Genomic DNA, 19,439 nt, shown 5'->3' on the forward strand with positions numbered 1-19,439 from the left:
TACGCTCAAGCCGTTTTCAAGGTGGCCTCGAGTTGCGCCGCGGGAATTCCTTGCTCGATCAACATCACCGGGATGCCGTCATCCACCCGATAGATGGTCTTGCGATCGCGCGTGATCAGCGCTTCGCTGATGGGCTTCTTGACCACGGCGCCGTCGACTTGTTTGACCTTGCCGGCAGCGATGGCGCGATTCAGCCGCGCGAGATCCTCACTGGACAACAGTTCCACCGGCACTTTTGACTGCGGGCAACAAAGAATGTTGATGAGTTCCTGATCCATGATACTTGCGCTCCTGTGATGTTGAAAAATGAATGCCTTGTGTGCGTGTGGTGCGTCACTGCGAGCATGCAGGGAGGAGGATAAATGCTGGGGTGTGACCGAAAGCCCGGCCGGAGCCAAGTTGCGCTGCTTCCGGTGCCCGCTATTCGCGCGGCCAGGGAGTCATCGGCGGCGCCCCGCGGGCAGGGAAATCACGAGGCGTGGTGGCAGGCCGTGCAGGTTTGGCACAAACGCCGATTTACCCAATGCGCGCTCGCCACCGCCAGGCCGCCCGCCACGACCAGACTCGTTTCGGCAACTTGCGAGATGTCAGCGGCGATCCAGCGGCCGGTCACCAGCAAAATGATGCCCGCGATGAGAATCCCCACCACGCGAAAGCGGCGGTGATGGTGGTAGCCGTGAATCATCGAGATTACGCCCAGTGAAATGGCAGCGATCACCGCGGTGTCTTCGAACCAGTCGGCAGCGAGAAAACCGATTCCCAACAGCGGCAGCAGGCCAATGACCAGCGGCGTCAGCAGGCAATGTACAGCGCACGCCGTCGAGGCCAACGTGCCGATGGAATCGAGATAATGTGAGATGCTTTTCGCAGTCATTCCTGGCTTGCTGAGGCGGCGAATGACGGGACGGTGTTGCATCTGGCCGTGTCCCGCGGCCCGGCTTTCAGTGTGCACCGGATTATTCAGCGCTGGCCGGCTGGGCTGCGGCAGCCGCCTGCTTGGCAGCGACGGCTTTGGGATCCTTTTTCGGACTGCTGAAATGCAGCCGCTCGCCGCGCGCCCGCAGGTCACGCAACACCTTCGTGATGCCGACTTTGTCGATAATCTTCATGCCATGGGTCGAAACCGTCAGCGTGACAAAGCGGTTTTCCTCCGGCACCCAGTACCGTTTGCGTTTGAGGTTGGGATAGAATTTTCTCTTGGTCACGTTGTGAGCGTGGCTGATCTGGTTGCCCGCAACGGTTTTCTTGCCCGTGACTTGACATTGGCGCGACATGAGCTGAACCTTCCCTTATAGAATATGGCTCTGGATAAACCAGCGCGACCGCGAGGTTTCTTCCAGCTTGGTTCGTTTGCAGTCTGGCAGACTGCGTTACGAAATCAATTGTGAAGCGAGTCTCACTCTCGAACTATTTGACCTTGTCGACCTCATCAAGCGAGCTGAGCTTGACCTGGCGCTCGACGAACTTCCAACTGCCTTTGGACGTTTTCTTGGATTCCACAAACTTTACCACTACGCCGGCGTGCCCGCTTTTCTGCTGCTTGGCGACTTTATCGGCAAATGCTTGCTGCTTGGCCATGGCCTTCTCCTGCGTCAAGATTTTCAAAATTTTGAGGATGCAACCCCGGGAAAAACGGCTGCAAATTTAACCGCTTATGCCCTAAGATGCAAGCTAAAACTTGGGTCGCTGCCAGCCAATTTGTGGCGCTGGCGGAGAATACGGTACAAAGTAAAATCAAGCGTTTGATCTGTCACCAACTTGTGGCAGGTGGCATGTTGTTCATGTGTTTCGCATGGCGAAGCGCTCTCAGCGCTGTTCGTTTACGCACAAATACGGTTACACGTGCGCACCGCGGGACGAATCCACTCAGAAAATGATGCAAGAAAAATGACGACTGGCAACTTGGCTGACGCCTGGCTACGCCGTGTGCAACCCGCCAGCGTGTTCGGCGTACAACCCGGCAAAAATCGCGACGCGCCATAAGGGACGCGCACCCAGAAAGCAGACCAGACGAACTTCCTACTCACCTCCCCTTACTCACAGAGAGACCCTCGACGTTTCCCCAACCGTCGAGGGTCTTTTTTTACAGGCTGGTGCCGCGCAGATTGGGGTGACAGGCTCGCCTCGCTCAGTGCTGCAACGGGCTGGCAAAAGTCGGCGGGCGTGCGAGCAACTCGCGGGTCAATTCAACTCTTCCGGCTCACTCAACTGCGGGCAGGCGCCACGCGGCTTGCAACCGGGTGTAGGCCTCGGCCGGCAGTTGCACCAGCACTGGCTCACTGGCGCCCTCGAGCCATTTGATGATTTTTTCCATCTCCTTGTCCTCCATTGCCGTGCAGCCGGAGGTCGGCTCCACGACTTTGCCCCAGATATGCAGAAAGATGCAGGAACCTCTGCCCGGCTCTGCCGGCGCGGTGTTGTGTTCCACAAAAACGCCGAGGTGATAATCGACCTTGACCCGAATCATCTTCTCGGAAGAACGCCAATCCGCGCTCACCTGCGCGCGGTCGGCAAGGGTGTTGTAATGTTGCGAAGCGGGATCATCGACGCATTCCAGCGTTGCCGTGATTTGTTGATAAGGCACGCGCAGCGGCGGCAATGCTGCTTTCGGAGGAAAGCCAAAGGCGGTGCCGAGCCGGAACACTCCCGCCGGACTGCGGCCATCGCCCTCCTGTTTGTGCGGCTGATCTGCCGGCTGCTCCGCATGCAAACCTCTGCCCCAACCCAATCCTGCGCGGCCAAGGATAACCGGAATCGTGTGCTCGACGCGTTCCCAAGCCGCAGTCGAATCACGGCGCTGAAACTTGTGCAGCGTTCCCTGCGCTGCCGAAAAGGAGGGAGTGAGGACGAGTATCATTTGCCGGCAGGCTGCGGGGATCGGCGCAAAGTCGGGCGGCTTGGCGACGGCATTCGTGCCGGCAAGCAGGCACAGACTCAACCAGAGTCCGCTCGCGCTGAGAGGCGGTTGCCGCCGGCAGTGTTGAGAATAGTTCATAATCTCGCTCGCATTTTGAGGCTGCTGCACCGGCGTCAAATTCGAAGACCGCTGCAGCGGTGTCATTTGAATTTTTGCCGGCTTTGACGGCGGCTGACTTCAGCCAGATAGGCGGCAAACAAGTCCGCGTCCAGTGCCTGCATTTCAACACGAACGTCAAAGCTGATCCGTTCCTGGAGCTGCGCTTGATCCACGTAAAGGCAAAGCATGAACTGTTGCAGCGCGGCTTTGCGCTCCAGCATGAGCGTGCCGCCCAGCACGGAACGGCCATGCTTGACGATCGGCAGCAGAAATTTTCCGCCGGTGGGAATTTCGATCGCCTTCTCCTGCCACGCCAGAAAGGGCCATAACCCGCGCGCTTCGGTTTCATCGCCGGTTTCGTTTCGCAACCGGGTCAGAATATTCCGCAAACCGGAATGGTGCAGCATCAGCACATCGGCTTGCTGCGGATCGGTGAAGAGCAGGCGCAGGTAAGCGAGATTGGCGTCTTTCCACAGTTTGAGCGCATGTGCCGCATCGCCGAGGTAGCCCCAATGCACGGGCTGCGCCAGCTCGGGATGCGCGGTCACCAAGTCGAGCAAATCCTGATGCGCCTCCTGCCAATGCGCCAACGCCAGATGGCAGACGCCGCGATGCAGAATCTTCTCTTTGCCGCCGCAAAACAGTGGGGCGGTGAAGCGGCCCTGCAACAAGCGCTGCGCCAGCAGTTGCCGCAACTGGCGGAGCGCCACCGGGCTCAAGCTGCCGGCCTGCACCGCCTCTTCCGCGGCGTGCCACACACCGGCCGCTTCGGCAGCGGACATGCCGGCGTGCGCGTTTTCGTAGCGCGCGAACTGGCAGATCGCCGCCAGCAGATCGAGATCGGCAAGATAGGGATCGATTTCCTTCGCTATCTCGAGGCTCTCCCAAGCCTGATCCAGTTCAAACTTTTCGAGATGGGCGAGTGCACGTTCCTTGTGCTCGATCGCGTTCGAGAAAAGATTGGCTTGCATGTTGCCTCCTCAACTCCTGCGCGCCGGCGCCGCGGTTCCGCTTCGCTTTGCCGCCCTCACTTGCCGTATTCTTCCCAACTCTTGATTTGCAGATCGCTGAGCTGTTTGTGTACCAGGGCCTGGGCGAAACGTTTCGCCAGTTGCACCTCGGTGATCAACGGAATCGCAAAATCGACCGCTTTGCGGCGGATGATGTAATCGTTGGTCAATTCTTCTTCCTGGAAGTTTTTGGGGATGTTGATGACGAGATCGATTTTGCGGCCGGCGAGATACTCCAGCACGTTGGGGCTTGCCTTGTCCAGCGGCCAGTGCAGCGTTTCGGTTTCCACACCGGCGCGGCGCATGAAATCCGCGGTGCCGGCGGTGGCGTAGAGCTTGATGCCGTGTTCCTGCAGCGCGCGCGCCGCGGGCACGAACTCGGCCTTTTGCTCGATCGGGCCGGTGGAGAGCAGCACGGTGCGCACCGGCAGGCGATTGCCGACCGAGAGCATCGCCTTCAAGAACGCCTCTTCGAAGTCGTCGCCCAGGCAGCCGACCTCGCCGGTCGAACTCATCTCCACGCCCAAGGTGGGATCCGCGCCCGAGAGCCGCGTGAAGGAAAACTGCGGCGCTTTCACGCCCACGTATTCCAGGTCCAAAAACGATTTGTCGATCCTGTCGATGCGTTCGCCCATGATCGCGCGCGTGGCAAGGTCGATGAAGTTCAGGCGATAGACTTTCGAGACGAACGGAAAGCTGCGCGAAGCGCGCAGGTTACACTCGATGACCTTGACCTCGTTGGCGCGCGCGACGAATTGGATGTTGAACGGCCCGGTGATCTTCAGGGCCGCGGCGATCTTGCGCGCGATCGTGCGAATCCGGCGGATGGTCTCGATGTAAGTGAATTGCGGCGGCAGCACCAGCGTGGCATCGCCGGAGTGCACACCGGCATTCTCGATGTGCTCCGAAATGGCGTAAACGATCAACTCGCCGTTGGCGGCCACTGCGTCGATCTCAATCTCCTTGGCGTTCTCGATGTACTTGCTCAACACGATGGGATGCTCGCTCGAAACGGTCGTGGCTTTGCTGAGAAATTTTTCCAGCTCGCCGTCGGTCGAGGCCACCGCCATCGCCGAGCCGCTCAGCACGTAGGAGGGTCGCACCACCACCGGGTATTGCACCCGGCCGGCAAAGGCGCGCGCCTCGGCCAGCGAGTTCAACTCGCGCCACTCGGGCTGGTCGATGGCGAGCGCGTCGAGCAATTGCGAAAACTTGTGCCGGTCCTCCGCCATGTCGATCTGCTGCGGCGAAGTGCCGAGCACGTTGATTCCGGCCTGCTGAAACTTGAGCGCGAGATTGTTGGGCGTTTGGCCGCCCATCGCAATGATGACGCCGAGCGGCTGCTCTTTCTCATAGATTTCACAAATGGTCTCGAAGCTCAGCTCGTCGAAATAAAGCCGGTCGCACTCGTCGTAATCGGTGCTCACCGTTTCGGGGTTGTAGTTGATCATGAGGGTGCGATAGCCGAGCTGTTTCAGCGTCATCACCGCATTGACGCAGCACCAGTCGAACTCCACCGAGCTGCCGATGCGGTATACTCCCGAGCCCAGCACCATCACCGCTTGCTTGCCGCTGGCGGCCACGTCGCTGCTGCTGCCGTTGTAGGTGAGATAGAGAAAGTTGGTCTGCGCCGGATACTCCGCGGCCAGCGTGTCGATCTGCTTGAGGAAGGGCGCGAGGCCGTAGTTCTTGCGCATGCTGCGCACTTCGTCTTCGCCGGTCTCGAGAATTTTGGCGATCTGCACATCGGAGAAGCCGGTTTTTTTGGCCGTTTCCAGCACACCGCGCGGGCAAATGCCGCCGGCATAGATGCGCAGGTGCTCGGCCACCGCCAGAATGTTTTTGATCTTGTAGAGAAACCACTTGTCGATGTGGGTCAGCTCGTGCACGCGGTCGATGCTGTAACCCTGCGCCAGCGCCAGTGGGATGGCGAACACCCGTTCGTCAGTGGGGTTGCTCAGTTCGCTATCCAGATTGCCGAACGTCAAATGATCGTTGCCGATCAGGCCGTGCACGCCGATGTCGAGCATGCGCAGCGCTTTTTGCAGCGCCTCTTCGAAGCAGCGGCCGATGGCCATCACTTCGCCGACGGACTTCATGCCCGAGCCGATGCGCTTCGAGACTTTGCGGAACTTCTTCAAATCCCAGCGGGGAATCTTGACCACCACGTAGTCGAGCGCCGGCTCGAAGCAGGCCATGGTGGTTTGGGTGATGGAGTTTTTGAGATCGACCAGGCTGTAGCCCAAAGCGAGCTTCGCGGCCACGAACGCGAGCGGATAGCCGGTGGCTTTCGAGGCCAGCGCCGAGCTGCGCGACAGCCGCGCGTTGACTTCGATCACGCGGTAATCCTCGGAGGCCGGATCGAGCGCGTATTGAATGTTGCACTCGCCGACGATGCCGAGATGGCGAATGGTGCGGATCGCGATTTCACGCAGTTTGTGATATTCGGCGTTGCTGAGGGTCTGGCTGGGCGCGACCACGATGCTCTCTCCGGTGTGAATTCCCATGGGATCGAAGTTTTCCATGTTGCACACCGTGATGCAGTTGTCAAAACTGTCGCGCACGACCTCGTATTCGATCTCCTTCCAGCCCTTGAGATACTCTTCCACGAGAATCTGATCGGTGTAGCTCAGTGCCTTCTCCGCCAGTTCCGCCACTTCCTCCGGGTTGGTGCACAAACCCGAACCCAGCCCGCCGAGCGCGAAAGCAATGCGGATCATGACGGGATAACCGATCTCGGCGGCCACCCGCAGCGCTTCCGGCCGCGAGCCGACCGCCACGCTGCGCGGCACTTTCACGTCGATTTCACGCAGCCGCTCGGCGAACAAGTGCCGGTCTTCCGTGTCGTTGATGGTGGCGATCGGCGTGCCCAACACGCGCACGTTGTACTTTTCGAAGACTTGGCTGCGGGCCAGCGACAGGCCGCAATTGAGCGCCGTTTGTCCGCCGAAGCCGAGCAGGATGCCGTCCGGCCGCTCCCGGGCAATGACCTGTTCGACGAAATAGGGATTGACCGGCAGGAAGTAGACGCGCTCGGCGAGATGCTCGGAGGTTTGAATCGTGGCGATGTTGGGATTGATCAGGATGGTTTGAATGCCTTCCTGTTTCAGCGCTTTGATCGCCTGGCTGCCGGAGTAATCGAATTCACCGGCCTCGCCGATCTTCAAGGCGGCGCTGCCCAGGATGATGACTTTGCGGGGACGTGGTGGCATGTAGCGTGACTGCAGTATTGAAGGTTGAAAATGGAATGCTGCTTTGCAAGTGCAGCTCTGCGTGACCCATTACTCGAAGCCGGGCAAAGGCCGGCGCAACGATAACATTTGCTGCGCATAAAAGCAAGCCGCAAGAGGAAGTATTGGATTTGCAATATGTGCGGCAAAAGACTATATTCCGGCAACTCGTCGCAGCCCATAGTGAGTCTCGCACATGATCGAACGCATCAAAATTGCCGGTTACAAATCACTGGATGGTGTGGAGATTACGCTCAACCCCCTGACCGTGCTGTTTGGCCCGAATGGCTCCGGCAAAAGCAACTTTCTCGATGCCCTGCAACTGCTCTCCAATCTGGTGCGTGTCCGCACGCTGAAGGAAGCGTTCGAGTCGCCCTATCGTGGCACGCCGCTGGAGTCCTTTGCCTTCGGCCGGGAGGGGCTGCGCGGGCTGTTGCAGCGCGACAGCGCGCAGTTCACCTTCGAAGTCGATGTGCGCCTCTCGAATCATGTCATTCAAACGATCGAGAAACAGATTCGCGAGTTGCGCCGAAGCCACCAGGAAGGCGGGACGGAGTCGTCGGATAATGGCCGCGCTGGTGACCGTAGGAATGAACAGGCGCCGGATGAAAGCACCGGTCAGTATACAAAATTGATCAAAGAAACCCGGCTGCGCTATCGCATCACCATTGAAATCCTGCCGAAATCAGGAATCCTGCAAGTGGCGGATGAATATGTCGCGGCTCTTTCAAGAGACGGCACTCCCTCAAAAAAGCGCAGACCATTTCTGGAGCGCATGCAGTCACGCCTGCATTTGCGCATGGAGAGGCAATCGCATCTGGTTTATTATGATCGCTTTCTCGACCACACCATCGTTTCCCAGCCGCTCTATGCACCGCATTATCCGCATCTGGCGGCTTTGAAGCAGGAATTGCTGGGCTGGCATTTCTATTATTTCGAACCGCGCGAGCGCATGCGCAGCCCCAACCCGGTGATGGCGACCAGGCACATCGGTTTGATGGGAGAGAATCTCGCGGCGTTTCTCAATACCCTGCAGGCGCTCGATAAACGGAAATTTCAGGCCATTGAAAAGTCCCTGCGCACGATCGTTCCCACGGCCAACGGCATCGTCGTCACGGTGAATGATCTGGGGCAGGTGGAACTGCGGGTGAGAGAAGGCGACGCCGAGATTCCTGCCCGGCTGCTCTCGGAAGGAACCTTGCGAATTCTCGGGTTGCTGGCGCTCTTCGGTGCCCAGGAGCCGCCGTCACTGATCGGCTTCGAAGAGCCGGAGAATGGTGTGCATCCCCGGCGTATCAAGTTGATCGCGGAGTTGTGGAAGAACCACGCGGCGCCGGCAGACACGCAGGTGATCATTACCACGCATTCGCCGCTGCTGGCGGACCTGATTAACGATGATTGCCTGTACGTGTGCCGGCGCTCTGCCGGACGCACCAGTATCGAACCTTTCACTACTTTCGGCCCGCTCGGCCGGCCTGCCGCCATCGCCGATGCCCTGGATGAGCAGGAGAAATTGCCGGTCTCGGAGCGCATTTTGCGGGGTGATTTTGATGCCTAGCTTGGGGCTGTTTGTCGAAGATGTGTTTCACGAGCGATTCATCTCCCAATTGCTGCGGCGGACGGCGGAGGAGCATAATCAGACAGTGACCCTCGAACCGCGCAGTGTTCGTGGCGGCCACGGCCGGGTGCTACACGAGTTGAAAGAATACCTGCGGGATTTGCAGAGCTACCGTGAACAGCCATACGATGCCATCATCGTCGCTGTTGACGCCAATTGCAAAACTGCGCCAATCAAACAACGCGAAATCAAGGAAGCACTTGGGGAGATGCGAACTGAAGTAATCATTGCCACGCCGGACCCACACATTGAGCGCTGGATGCTGTTGGATGCAGCGGCCTTCAAGAAAGCCGTCGGCCGGGGCTGCGCCACGCCGCCGGAAAAGTGTGAACGCGACTTCTACAAAAACTTTCTCCGTCAGGAAATCGCCAGGGCAGAAGTTCCGGCTCTGCTGGGCGGTTTGGAATATGTCGAAGACTTCATCAACGAGCTTGATCTCAGCCGCATGAGCCGGGCTGACCGTTCCTTCGGTGATTTTCTCAACAAGGTTCATTCTTTTTTCAAACGGCATCGCCGCAAATGAAAGACGCCCTTCCAGAACTCATACTCAAACACCTTCCCGACCTCATCCGCGCCCGCCGGCACCTGCACCAGCACCCCGAGTTGAGCTGGGAGGAACGCGAAACCAGCCGCTTCATTCGCCAGTGGCTGGAGGCGTCCGGCATAGAACTGCGCCTGGCGAAGGATTTCTACGCCACCATCGGCATCATCCGCGGCCGGCAACCCGGCCCCGTGGTCGGCTTGCGCGCGGACATTGACGCGCTGCCGATCCCGGAAAAAAGCGAGGTCCCCCACCGCTCCCAAAACCCCGGCGTGATGCATGCCTGCGGCCACGACGGCCATACCGCCACTTTGCTGGGCGCGGCCCGCGTGCTGGCGCAACTGCGCGAGCAGCTTCCCGGCACGGTGGTGTGTGTGTTTCAACCCGCGGAGGAGAACGGCGGCGGCGGCCGCAAATTGCTTGCTTCCGGCTTGCTCGACGATCTCGGCATTCAAGCCTTCTTCGGCCTGCACGCCTGGCCTTATCTGCCGGCCGGCACCATCGGCATACGCTACGGCGAAATGATGGCCGCCATCGATGACTTCAAGATCGTGGTGCACGGCAAATCCGGGCATGCCGCACATCCGCTGGCGGCCATCGATCCGGTATGGATTTCGGCGCAGATCATCACCGCGGTACAAAGCCTGGTCACGCGCGAGCGCCACGGCGCCGATCCCGTGGTCATCAGCATCGCCACGATTCACGGCGGCACGGCCGACAACGTTATCCCGGCGCAGGTCGAGATGACCGGCACCATGCGCACGCTCAAACCCGAAACGCGCGAGCGCATGAATCGCCGCCTGGTCGAACTCGTGCAAGGCGTTGCCCAAACGTTCGGCGGCGCCGCGGAAGTGGAACTCGAACCGGGTTATCCTTCCTTGATCAACGATGAACGCATGGTGCGCCTGGTCGCGCGCGTCGCGGCGGATTTACTCGGCGCACAAAACGTGATTCCTCTGGCGGAACCGAGCATGGGCGGCGAGGATTTCGCCTACTACTTGCAGAAGTATTCCGGCGCCTTCTTTCGTCTGGGTGTGGGACCGCGGCCGGCGTTGCATGCGGACACGTTTGATTTCAACGATGACGCGCTTGCTCTTGGCGTCAACATGATGGCGGCGGTCGCGATTGATTTTCTCAATGGCAGCGCCGCGGCAACTTCCTGAGCTGGCGCAGGCACTGGCAAGGCCCGGCGCCGGCGCGCTGCCGTTCCCTGGCGCGCTGATGGGGAACGGCCTAAACGAAAGACGATCAGAATGAATCGGACTCGAGTCATGCGTAAATTACTCCTCGCTGCGGCCGTGGCCGCGCTGGCGGCCGCCGTGCTGTATGCCTGCAGCTTCGACAACGGTCTCGGCCTGTTGCAATCGAAGATCAGCGGCAAGATCTATTTTCTCGGATCGGAATTTCGGCCCTCGAATGTCGATGAAGTGCGGGTGGTGGCGGCCTCGAATTTTCCGCCGCAAGGTTTTGGCGACGTCTTCTTCAGCGAGGCCATTCCGTTCGATCGCGACAGCGCGGCTTACGAAATGCCGTTGCCGCGCAACCGCTATCCCGCGGTCGCGGTTTTATGGAAGCCGCGCGGCGAAGATTGGAGTTTCACCAGCCTGCTCGGCTTCTACGGCTTTCGGCCGCCGCTTTCCGCGCAATTGCTGCCGGTGGATCTCACCGAAGCACAGCCGGTCGCGGAGAATGTCAACATCTTTGCGCTGTGGAGCTTTGCGCAGTTCGACGCGCACGTCGAAGGTGAGATCACTTTTGCCGGTGCCTGGCCGGAAGACACGGACGTCGTGCTGCTCGGTGCGTTTGCCGCCGTGCCCGATTTGAAGAACATCGTGAACTCGCTGGTGTCTCTCGGCGGCATTGATTTCGCCGTGCCGCGCTTCGTCGAGCGCTACCGCTATCGCATGGCGGTGCGCAACGGCGAGTATCGATTTCTCGGGCTGTTTTGGAAGGGCCGCGGCCTGCCGTGGGACAAGATTCGTGCGATCGGCTTCTATCCCGCCGCCGGCGATCCCACCAAGCCGGGCCGGCTCACGCTCGCGCCCAGCGGCACGATTACGGACATCAATTTCGTGGCAGATTTCGGCACCCTGCCCGACGGCGTACAAATCGGCGGCGGCCGGTGAGACCAGCGGGCGGTAGGCCGTGCCGGCAAAACCATTGCCTGGGTTTTGGCCTCAGGCCTGCTGGCCAACAAAGTGAATCCGCTGCTGCAAGATTCTTGCGCTCAAATGGGAGTACCTCATTCATGTCAACCGCTTTCATCTTTCGCCATTCGCTTGCCCGGCCGCGCCTGTGCGCGCTTGCGGTGTTTTTCCTCTTTGTCATCGTGAATCAAGGACGGCCCTACGGCACCATCACCGGCCAGGTGCGCGATGCGGAAACCGGCGACGCATTGCCGGGCGCCAACGTGCTGATCGCCCGGACGCTGTTGGGCGCCAGCGCCGATGCCAACGGCCGCTACCAAATCGCGAAGGTGCCGGCCGGCTCTTACACCGTGAGTGCCTCGCTCATCGGTTACAGCACGCAACGCCTCACCATTCAAGTGAATGATGACTCGACGCTGGTGCTCAATCTCGCGCTGCGCTCTTCGGCGATACCCTTCGATCAAGTGATCGTCACCGGTTCGCGCCAGGCTGAAGAGCTGCACGCCGCCGCGCACAGCGTGAGCGTGTTGGCCAGCTCCGAGATCCGCCAGCGCAACCGCTTTCGCATCGATGAAGCGCTGCAGAGCATTCCCGCGGTGCAACTCATCGGTGAAAACGTCAGCGTGCGCGGCGGCACCGGTTACAGCCTGCTCGGCCTGGGCGGCAGCCGCGTCCTGATGCTGATCGACGACGTGCCCGTGCTCACCAGCGATCTCGGCCGCGCCAATTGGGATTTGTTGCCGGTCACGGAAATCGAGCGCGTGGAAGTTTTGAAAGGTGCGGCCTCGGTGCTCTACGGCTCGGGCGGCATCAGCGGCGTGGTGAACGTCATCACGCGGGAACCGGCCAAAACCCCGCAGCTTTCGTTTCGCCAAAGCGCCGGTGTCTATGATGATCCCGCGGTGCCGGAATGGCGCTGGACCGGCCGCACGCTCTATTTCACCCGCAGTGACGTGAGCTACACCAACGTACTCGGCCGCTTGGGATTTCGCCTGGCCGCCTCCCGCCACACTTCCACCAGCGACCGCGACAACGGTGATTTCAGCCGCTGGTACCTCAGCAGCAAATCGGTTTTGCAGTTCCGCGACAACTCCAACCTGCGCCTGTTCCTCACCTACAACCGTGATGCGCGCGGCTTTTCCCTCTTCTGGAAGGAACAAAACCGCGCGCTCAGCACCGATTTTCACGATCGCATCAACGTCGACGGCTTTGCCGCTTCCGCCGTTTACAACAAATTGGTGAACCCGGTGCTGGCCATGAAGGCGCGACTTTCCTACAACGCCCAGCTCATCGGCCTGCCCTTCAACCTCTCCAAGGATTTCAAACCTGCGCTGGGCTGGAGCGGCGAGCTGCAGGGCAACTGGTTGCCGCACATCAATCACAATGTCACCCTCGGCGTGGATTATCGCCGCGACATGGTGGAATCGAAGTATTACGGCGAACACCAGGCCAGCTCGCTGTCGCCTTATGTGCAGGAAACGTGGAAGCTCTCCGGCGTGTGGCAGTTGAGTGTGGGCGCACGCTACGATCACTATGTGCTCGTCGGCGATTCGGCGGAAACGCAGATCAGTCCCAAACTCGGCTTCAGTTTCACGCCCCTGCCGAACACCATCCTGCACGCCTCGGTGGGCCGCGGCTTTCGCGCGCCCTCGATTGCCGAGCGCTTCAGCGAGAGCCAGCCCGGCGACAACGTGCGGCTGTTCAGCAATCCCGTGCTCAAGCCCGAACGCTCGACGCTGCTCGATGCGGGCGTGCGCCAGAGCTTCGGTGACAACCTTTCCGCCGAAGTGACGGTGTTTTCCAATGACTACTATGATCTCATCGAGTTGCTGTCGGTCAGCACGCAGCGGCTGGAATTGCAGTTCCGCAATCTTTCGCACGCCCGCGTGCAGGGCGTGGAAGCGGAAGTCCATCTGCGCTTCTGGCGCAACCGTCTGGGCCTGCGCGGCAACGTGACCTTTCTGGATTCGCGCAGCCTGGTGGCCGATCCGTTGTACAATCTGGAGATCGATGAAGCCCTGCCCTATCGCCCGCGCTGGAGCACGTTTCTCTCACCGGAAGTGCGCCTGGGGCCGTGGACGTTCGAGGCGGATTATCGCTATGCCGCTCGCTTCGAGCAAGTCTCCTTTTTTGCCGGCGATGAACGCGTGCCGCAGAGAGTGCTGGACCTGCGCGCCCGCTACGCCTGGCGGCAATTCGCCATCCTGTTGCAGGTCAAGAACGCGATCAACTACAATTACACCGTGGTCGAGCGCAATTTGAGCGAGATCCGCAACTTCTCGCTGTCGCTCTCCGGCGAGTTTTGACGCGCCCGATTCCGCAAGAATCGGGTGGAGCCGCGGCTGGCGGATCGTTATCTTGACGCGTCAACCGAAGGAGGCCGTCATGGCAGCAAATAACTTTTCCCACCAAGCCGAAGATTATCGCCGCATCGAACAGGCGATTCTCTTCGTGCACAGCAACTTCCGCCGCCAACCCAGCCTGGAAGAAATCGCGCGCAGCGTCCATCTCAGCGAGCATCACTTCCAGCGCTTGTTCAGCCGCTGGGTGGGAATCAGTCCCAAACGATTTCTGCAATTTCTGACCAAGGAATACGCCAAGAAACTTCTGGAACAATCCGGCAATCTGCTGGAGGTCACTTACGAAGCCGGCTTGTCCAGCCCCGGCCGCTTGCACGACTTGTTCGTGGCCTGCGAAGCCGTGACCCCGGGGGAGTTCAAAAGCGAAGGCCAGGGTCTGCAAATTGATTACGGCTTTCATGCCACGCCCTTTGGCGAATGCCTGCTGGCGCGCACCGGCCGCGGCATTTGCGGACTCTATTTCGTGAAGGGCGGACAGCGCAAACCCGCACTCGGCCAACTCAAAGCCCACTGGCCGCAGGCGGTATTGCGCGAAGCACCGGCCGCCACGGCGCCGTTGGTGACGCGCATTTTCTCTCCGGCTGCCGGAAAGAAAATTGCGCCGCTGCACTTGTTCGTCAAAGGCACCAATTTTCAGATCAAAGTTTGGGAGGCGTTGCTGCGCATTCCGCTGGGCGGGCTGGTGTCGTATGAAGACCTGGCAGCGCATCTCGGCATGCCGCGGGCAGCGCGGGCGGTGGGCAACGCAGTAGCCAAGAATCCGGTTTCGTTCGTCATTCCGTGCCATCGCGTCGTGCGCAAGGTGGGTGAGACCGGCAACTACGGCGGCGGGCCGCTGCGCAAGAAAGCGATCCTGGCGTGGGAGGCGGCGCAGGCCAACGCCGGAGGAAGCTGAAAATTCCCGCGATTCAAATCGCAGGCTGACAGTTCAAGCCGGCGCAAGCCCACCCGTGTCAAGCGAAGAATCGTGAAGTTGTCGCGCAAGCACATCCGCAAGCAGCCCGGTGATTCATCACTGGGTTGGAGGGGCTCTTTGATGTTTTGGTCCCGCTAGGACGATTGAACCAGAGATGAAGTCTCATTCTTCCTTCGACCCTACGAGACGCTTGAAGAAATCGCGGCTCGCTTTCCCACCAATGAATTGGTGGGCTCGCCTCGAGCGTCCCCACGGGGCTCCTTCCGGTGCGTTCTGCAGCAGCCGAAGCTACTTGGATCTCTTCGCCTGATACCGATGGCCGGAAGCCGGCTCGAGTTGCTGCTGACGGAAATGCCAATAGTGCCGCCCCTCTTCATCCCGAAGCCGAAACCCGCTGCGCTTCTGTCATTTTCACGCGCGCGTTGGTCACGCTGCAGATTTCCTTCCCTTCGGCTACCCGCAGAAAAAGTTCAAGCACCTGCGGGGAGGATTCCTCTTCATAAACCTGATAGCAGAAGCCCTCTGTGCTGCGACGCAGCAGGCGCAGGCCGAGAAAAATCCGCTCGCGGAATGCCGCTGCTGCCAGCCAGCCGCCGATTTCAGCCTCGGTGAGTTTGTGTGCGAAAGTGTGAAGCTCACCTGCACGCGGCGGCGCTGGCACCGCAGGCGGGAGAGTCAACAACTCTTGCCACGCCAGCGCAGTCTTGCCGGTGGCGCTCGCCTGTTCCGCGAGCTGCGCCTTGAGGAAATTCAACAGGCGGCAAATGCGAAACAGCGTCACCAGATCGCGGCGGGAGAATTCCGGCGTCTCCACCGGAAAACAGCTCGAGCGCTGCAGCGCCAATTCCGGGGAGGTGAGCAAACCCGCGGCGCGGCACTGTTCGTAGCTCGCGGTGCCGGGCGTGGCGTAGAACACGCTCGGCCCGATCAACACCGGCCGTTCCATGAGATGGATGATGGCCGTGATCATCTCCAGGATGGTCGCGCCCGGCAAGCCGAGAATGAGATAATTCACCTGGCGGAAGCCCAGTTCAGCACCACGGCCGACGATACGATCAAAATGAAAGGTGGCGCCGGGACGCTTGAGTTGGCGCTGGCGTGCGGGGGCGTCGGCGACCAGCGCGAGATTGAGGTGGCGAAAGCCGGCGGCCTGCATCTCCGCCAGCAGACTCTCGCTGAGGTTGGCCGCGGAGATCCCGTTCATCGCCAGCAGCTCGATTTGATCCGGCCCGAACTCCGCGCGGATCGCCGCGAGCAGCCGGCTGGCGCGCTTTTGATCATAGGTGAAATTGTCATCCTCGATGTCGAAGACGCCGGTGCCAAAACGTTCGCGGCACAGCTTCATTTCATCGATGATGCTGTTGATCGAGCGCACGCGAAAGCGCCGGCCGGCGGTGAGAAAGATCGAGCAAAACGTGCAGTGATACGGGCAGCCGCGGCTGGTGATCAGCATGGTCATTCGCTGGCGGCCGAGGCGGTAGCGCTCGGCGTCGATCAACTCGCGCGCGGGCAGCGGCAGGGATTCAATGTCTTCAATCAAATCGCCGTGTTCCGGCAGGCGCAGGCTGCCGTTCACTTTATAGCCAACGCCGCGCAGCCCGGCAAGGGCCGCGAGACGATCATCCCGTAAGGCAGTCACCAGTTCCGGCAGCGTGCGCTCGCCTTCGCCCAAGAGGATGAAATCGACATTGGGATCCGCGAGTACCTGTGCCGGGCACGCGTTGACATGCGCACCACCCAAAATCACCGGGCGGCTGCGGTCAATCTCTTTTGCCAGCGCCGCGACCCGCAAGGCTTCGCGATAGAACGGCGTGAACAGGGAAGAGATGCCGATCACATCGGCGCCGGAACGGCGAATACGCTCGCGGATGTCCTCCCACGGCAAACCGTAATGCCGGAAATGGCTGTAGAGTTTCCAGGGACTCAGATTGCCGGGCTGATAGTAGCGCTTGAGATAGGCAAATTCCGGCGGCGGCGGGATGATGTGTTTTTGCGGCGTGGCCTGGCAATCGAGTATCTCCACGGCAATGCCGTTTTGCTGCAGTGATCCGGCGAGATAGAGCAGACCCACCGGCAGCGTGCGAATGCTGGTTTGGTAAAAATCTTCGACCGGCGGTTGGATGAGGAGAACTTTCTGCTTTGCCGCCGGGATTTGCCCTGCACTGCCCATTTGCCAAGGCTCGAGTTTGAGAGTTCAGGAATGGGTTGTCCCACCGGCCACCTCTGCTGCTGCCCACCGTTGCTCAACCCACCAAAGAAGACTGGCGCGAAGATAAGCACAAAAGTCAATCAATCCAAAGCAAGCGTACGCCGTCGCGCGGTTCACGGCCGCGGCGCATTCGTGCGCGCGTTGTGCGCCGGTGCAGGTCTACACCAGATTTTTGAGAGGCTGAAATCCAAAGCTCGGCGGGCAATAATGAACCGGATCAATCTGGAACATTACGAAGGTGCAGGGTCATCACCGGAACCGCAAAGTCGCAGAGAACGCTGAGTGGCTTCTTGATGTTACAACGCTGCGATCGCAGTGTCTCCGCGACTTGAATGCTGCCATGGATTTCTCCGCCCGCAGGGAAAGTGCTTGGAGTTGGGCTGGGCCTTACGCAACTGCGCAGTTTTGTGCCTATATCACAGCCATCTCAAACTTGGGTGCGGGCCGTGACTCACCTCAAATCAACCTTAAGCGCTTTCCTTTCCGAATCCCCTTCGCAACAAAGCCAGCGGGAGTTCCTCACTTTTTGCCATAGCCTGGCGCTTCTCTGCGTGCGCCGGAAAGTCAAAAATACGCACAGCAATCCGGCCTTTGCCGGCATGTCTTTCGAGCAGCTCGCGTGGGAGTGCATCGCTGATTTGTTCGAACGCAATGAAACCGGCGCATTCCCCAAGCTGCGGGCTTATTTCAACGCTCGAGCTTGGGAGAAGCAAAGCGAAGGCGAACTGGAATCCCTGACCCGGCGTTTGATTTTTGGTCAAATCCAGTGTGCCCTTTTTCGGCTGTACCGTGAAAGCGATCCCGCGCTCGGCAAGCTGCTGCGCAATCTCAAGCTCGCGCTCAGGCATTCGCAAACACTTGTACTCGTCCGGCACCACGGCCAGTATTGGGTTCACCTGAGAGAATGTGAAGGGCGGTCGACCGCGAAGGAAATTCTGCCGGCGCATGTTCTGGCAGCGCATTTCAAAGCCGGCCTGCGGGGAGAGTTGCGCCTGCCGCGGGCTTTGTCCCTGTTCGCGCAAGTTCTGCGTGAGTATCATGAGCACTATCGCGCCGAGTTTCCCCTGACCGGCCTGGCGGTCACGCTGCGCGAGTCCTTTGCAAGTCTCCATCGTGTGTTGACGGAAGACGGCGGCGGCCACGAGGGGTACACCCCCGGCGAGATTGAAGGCATGATCGCGGCGAATGTGGCGGCGGTCAAGGCGCAAAGGCACGGCGCTTATGTCGCCAGGCGAAAAATCCCCGCGGAGACATACGAAGCCTATTTCCTTGCCATCCAGGATTTGCTGAAAGCGGAGTTTGTGCCGGGCGGCGACGCTCTGCGCTCCTATTACGACCACCTGCGAACCCACCTTCCTGGTTTGTCTCGCGAACAATATCAGCGCCAGTGCCGCTGTCACTTCGAATATCTCGCCAAATTGAGCCGCGGGAAGCTTCTCGACCAGTTCAAAAAAGAATGGTGAAATCTTCTGCAAGCGCGGCGCGCTGTCACGACTAGCAGAGTAAGAACGCCTCCCGGACACGGTGAGGCGGAAAGGCCAACTGCTGATGACGCATCCTCCCGAATCTCTCATTGAAGCATACGTCCGTCATCCGGACGACTTGAGCGCGGTGCAGCGCGACGCAATCGCCGGTCATCTGGCCGGCTGCCGGGCCTGTCATGAGGTCGGGGAGTATCTGCGTTCTTTCTATCTCGAGTTGGAAGCGTTGCAACACAAAACTTCGCTGCAAGTAGAGCAATGGCTGCAAAAGCACTCTGCCCCTGCCCAAAAGGTTACACTCCATCCTTTCAAGCCGCAGCGGGAAGTGCTGCGCGCAAGCGATGGCTACACTGTGGTGCTGGCGGCGCTGACCCATGAGCCGCCAGCACTGCGTTTTCAAACGGTTGCCACTTTCACTTCTGCCGGGCAGAACGTGTTACTGCGCCTCCTCCGCGATAACGCGAGCGACAGCTTCCGCCTCTATCTGCTTGCGGATCCGCAGAGCCGGCGCGCGCACGCCCTGGTGTCGTTTCCGGCTCTGGCATTGGAGGTATTGACCGATGAAAAGGGTCGGGCCGCGTTCACGCTTGCGGCACACGTCATTCCCAAGGACTGGGAGGCCGTGCAAGTTGTGTTGCGCTTTCCGGTACACGATCTCCAGTTGCACGCCGCAGCCTTGGGCCAAAACACCGTGATTTGGGAGGCGGCCGGGCACGTGATCACGCTTGCCTATGTGCAAGGGACATTAACACTCGAGGCGCTGCCGCAGAAAGCCAACACGCCGGCCTGCTGCTTTGCAGCCTTTACGGCAGCGAATGGGCAAGTAGTGGGGGTGGCGCTGCACAACGGCAAAGGCGTCCTTGCCCTGGCGCCGCTTCCGGAAACACTCACGCTGCGGTTCTACTGCTGAC

At 60.0% G+C, this 19,439-nt stretch carries 15 protein-coding genes and 1 pseudogene; 7 read left to right on the forward strand and 9 right to left on the reverse strand.

What is annotated here, in order from left to right:
- Positions 1–5 precede the first annotated feature (5 nt).
- From L6R21_06720 to carB, 7 genes and pseudogenes are all read right to left on the reverse strand, one after another.
- Positions 6–278 carry a Trm112 family protein gene (locus L6R21_06720; protein ID MCK6558877.1) on the reverse strand — a complete coding sequence of 91 codons (273 nt, stop codon included), beginning with the start codon at positions 276–278 and terminating at the stop codon, positions 6–8.
- Positions 279–469: 191 nt separating this feature from the next.
- On the reverse strand, positions 470–874 hold the full coding sequence (locus L6R21_06725) for a MerC domain-containing protein (GenBank protein MCK6558878.1): 405 nt from the start codon (positions 872–874) through the stop codon (positions 470–472).
- 166 nt (positions 875–1,040) lie between these two features.
- Positions 1,041–1,274: pseudogene (gene rpmB, locus L6R21_06730) on the reverse strand (50S ribosomal protein L28).
- 133 nt (positions 1,275–1,407) lie between these two features.
- Entirely contained in the window at positions 1,408–1,578 is a 171-nt protein-coding gene (locus L6R21_06735; GenBank protein ID MCK6558879.1) for a hypothetical protein, read from the reverse strand.
- A gap of 622 nt (positions 1,579–2,200) precedes the next feature.
- The gene (locus L6R21_06740; protein ID MCK6558880.1) at positions 2,201–2,995 is read right to left on the reverse strand and encodes a L,D-transpeptidase family protein; all 795 of its coding nucleotides are present in this window, start codon (positions 2,993–2,995) and stop codon (positions 2,201–2,203) included.
- 62 nt (positions 2,996–3,057) lie between these two features.
- Positions 3,058–3,987 carry a hypothetical protein gene (locus L6R21_06745; protein ID MCK6558881.1) on the reverse strand — a complete coding sequence of 310 codons (930 nt, stop codon included), beginning with the start codon at positions 3,985–3,987 and terminating at the stop codon, positions 3,058–3,060.
- 56 nt (positions 3,988–4,043) lie between these two features.
- Entirely contained in the window at positions 4,044–7,238 is a 3,195-nt protein-coding gene (carB, locus tag L6R21_06750) for a carbamoyl-phosphate synthase (glutamine-hydrolyzing) large subunit (protein MCK6558882.1), read from the reverse strand.
- A gap of 214 nt (positions 7,239–7,452) precedes the next feature.
- On the opposite strand from carB, the gene L6R21_06755 reads away from it, so the two are divergent.
- Positions 7,453–8,814 carry an AAA family ATPase gene (locus L6R21_06755; GenBank protein ID MCK6558883.1) on the forward strand — a complete coding sequence of 454 codons (1,362 nt, stop codon included), beginning with the start codon at positions 7,453–7,455 and terminating at the stop codon, positions 8,812–8,814.
- A gap of 130 nt (positions 8,815–8,944) precedes the next feature.
- On the opposite strand, the gene L6R21_06760 is transcribed toward L6R21_06755, so the two are convergent.
- Positions 8,945–9,367 carry a hypothetical protein gene (locus tag L6R21_06760; GenBank protein MCK6558884.1) on the reverse strand — a complete coding sequence of 141 codons (423 nt, stop codon included), beginning with the start codon at positions 9,365–9,367 and terminating at the stop codon, positions 8,945–8,947.
- Positions 9,368–9,393: 26 nt separating this feature from the next.
- Between L6R21_06760 and L6R21_06765 the strand changes: the two genes are divergently transcribed.
- The 4 genes from L6R21_06765 (at position 9,394) to L6R21_06780 (ending at position 14,817) form a co-directional block, all read left to right on the forward strand.
- Complete coding sequence (locus tag L6R21_06765) at positions 9,394–10,578, forward strand: M20 family metallopeptidase (protein ID MCK6558885.1); 1,185 nt, start codon at positions 9,394–9,396, stop codon at positions 10,576–10,578.
- 108 nt (positions 10,579–10,686) lie between these two features.
- Positions 10,687–11,541 carry a hypothetical protein gene (locus L6R21_06770; protein ID MCK6558886.1) on the forward strand — a complete coding sequence of 285 codons (855 nt, stop codon included), beginning with the start codon at positions 10,687–10,689 and terminating at the stop codon, positions 11,539–11,541.
- A gap of 122 nt (positions 11,542–11,663) precedes the next feature.
- Positions 11,664–13,868, forward strand: coding sequence for a TonB-dependent receptor (locus L6R21_06775; GenBank protein ID MCK6558887.1), 2,205 nt, complete (start codon positions 11,664–11,666; stop codon positions 13,866–13,868).
- A 79-nt stretch (positions 13,869–13,947) separates the two neighbouring features.
- The gene (locus L6R21_06780; GenBank protein ID MCK6558888.1) at positions 13,948–14,817 is read left to right on the forward strand and encodes a bifunctional helix-turn-helix domain-containing protein/methylated-DNA--[protein]-cysteine S-methyltransferase; all 870 of its coding nucleotides are present in this window, start codon (positions 13,948–13,950) and stop codon (positions 14,815–14,817) included.
- Positions 14,818–15,211: 394 nt separating this feature from the next.
- On the opposite strand, the gene L6R21_06785 is transcribed toward L6R21_06780, so the two are convergent.
- A complete protein-coding gene (locus L6R21_06785; protein MCK6558889.1) occupies positions 15,212–17,008 on the reverse strand; it encodes a B12-binding domain-containing radical SAM protein in 1,797 nt (598 codons plus the stop codon).
- A gap of 590 nt (positions 17,009–17,598) precedes the next feature.
- Between L6R21_06785 and L6R21_06790 the strand changes: the two genes are divergently transcribed.
- Entirely contained in the window at positions 17,599–18,510 is a 912-nt protein-coding gene (locus L6R21_06790; protein MCK6558890.1) for a hypothetical protein, read from the forward strand.
- Between the two features lie 85 nt (positions 18,511–18,595).
- Positions 18,596–19,438 (forward strand): hypothetical protein, encoded by an 843-nt coding sequence (locus L6R21_06795; GenBank protein MCK6558891.1) that lies wholly within the window; start codon positions 18,596–18,598, stop codon positions 19,436–19,438.
- Position 19,439 lies beyond the last annotated feature (1 nt).

The organism is bacterium, from assembly GCA_023150945.1.
GTDB lineage: Bacteria > Zhuqueibacterota > Zhuqueibacteria > Zhuqueibacterales > Zhuqueibacteraceae > Coneutiohabitans.

Coding starts and splice junctions, on each gene's coding strand:
- L6R21_06720 (MCK6558877.1), bottom strand. CDS start 278: ATGGATCAGGAACTCATCAACATTCTTTGTTGCCCGCAGTCAAAAGTG.
- L6R21_06725 (MCK6558878.1), bottom strand. CDS start 874: ATGACTGCGAAAAGCATCTCACATTATCTCGATTCCATCGGCACGTTG.
- L6R21_06735 (MCK6558879.1), bottom strand. CDS start 1,578: ATGGCCAAGCAGCAAGCATTTGCCGATAAAGTCGCCAAGCAGCAGAAA.
- L6R21_06740 (MCK6558880.1), bottom strand. CDS start 2,995: ATGAACTATTCTCAACACTGCCGGCGGCAACCGCCTCTCAGCGCGAGC.
- L6R21_06745 (MCK6558881.1), bottom strand. CDS start 3,987: ATGCAAGCCAATCTTTTCTCGAACGCGATCGAGCACAAGGAACGTGCA.
- carB (MCK6558882.1), bottom strand. CDS start 7,238: ATGCCACCACGTCCCCGCAAAGTCATCATCCTGGGCAGCGCCGCCTTG.
- L6R21_06755 (MCK6558883.1), top strand. CDS start 7,453: ATGATCGAACGCATCAAAATTGCCGGTTACAAATCACTGGATGGTGTG.
- L6R21_06760 (MCK6558884.1), bottom strand. CDS start 9,367: ATGAACCTTGTTGAGAAAATCACCGAAGGAACGGTCAGCCCGGCTCAT.
- L6R21_06765 (MCK6558885.1), top strand. CDS start 9,394: ATGAAAGACGCCCTTCCAGAACTCATACTCAAACACCTTCCCGACCTC.
- L6R21_06770 (MCK6558886.1), top strand. CDS start 10,687: ATGCGTAAATTACTCCTCGCTGCGGCCGTGGCCGCGCTGGCGGCCGCC.
- L6R21_06775 (MCK6558887.1), top strand. CDS start 11,664: ATGTCAACCGCTTTCATCTTTCGCCATTCGCTTGCCCGGCCGCGCCTG.
- L6R21_06780 (MCK6558888.1), top strand. CDS start 13,948: ATGGCAGCAAATAACTTTTCCCACCAAGCCGAAGATTATCGCCGCATC.
- L6R21_06785 (MCK6558889.1), bottom strand. CDS start 17,008: ATGGGCAGTGCAGGGCAAATCCCGGCGGCAAAGCAGAAAGTTCTCCTC.
- L6R21_06795 (MCK6558891.1), top strand. CDS start 18,596: ATGACGCATCCTCCCGAATCTCTCATTGAAGCATACGTCCGTCATCCG.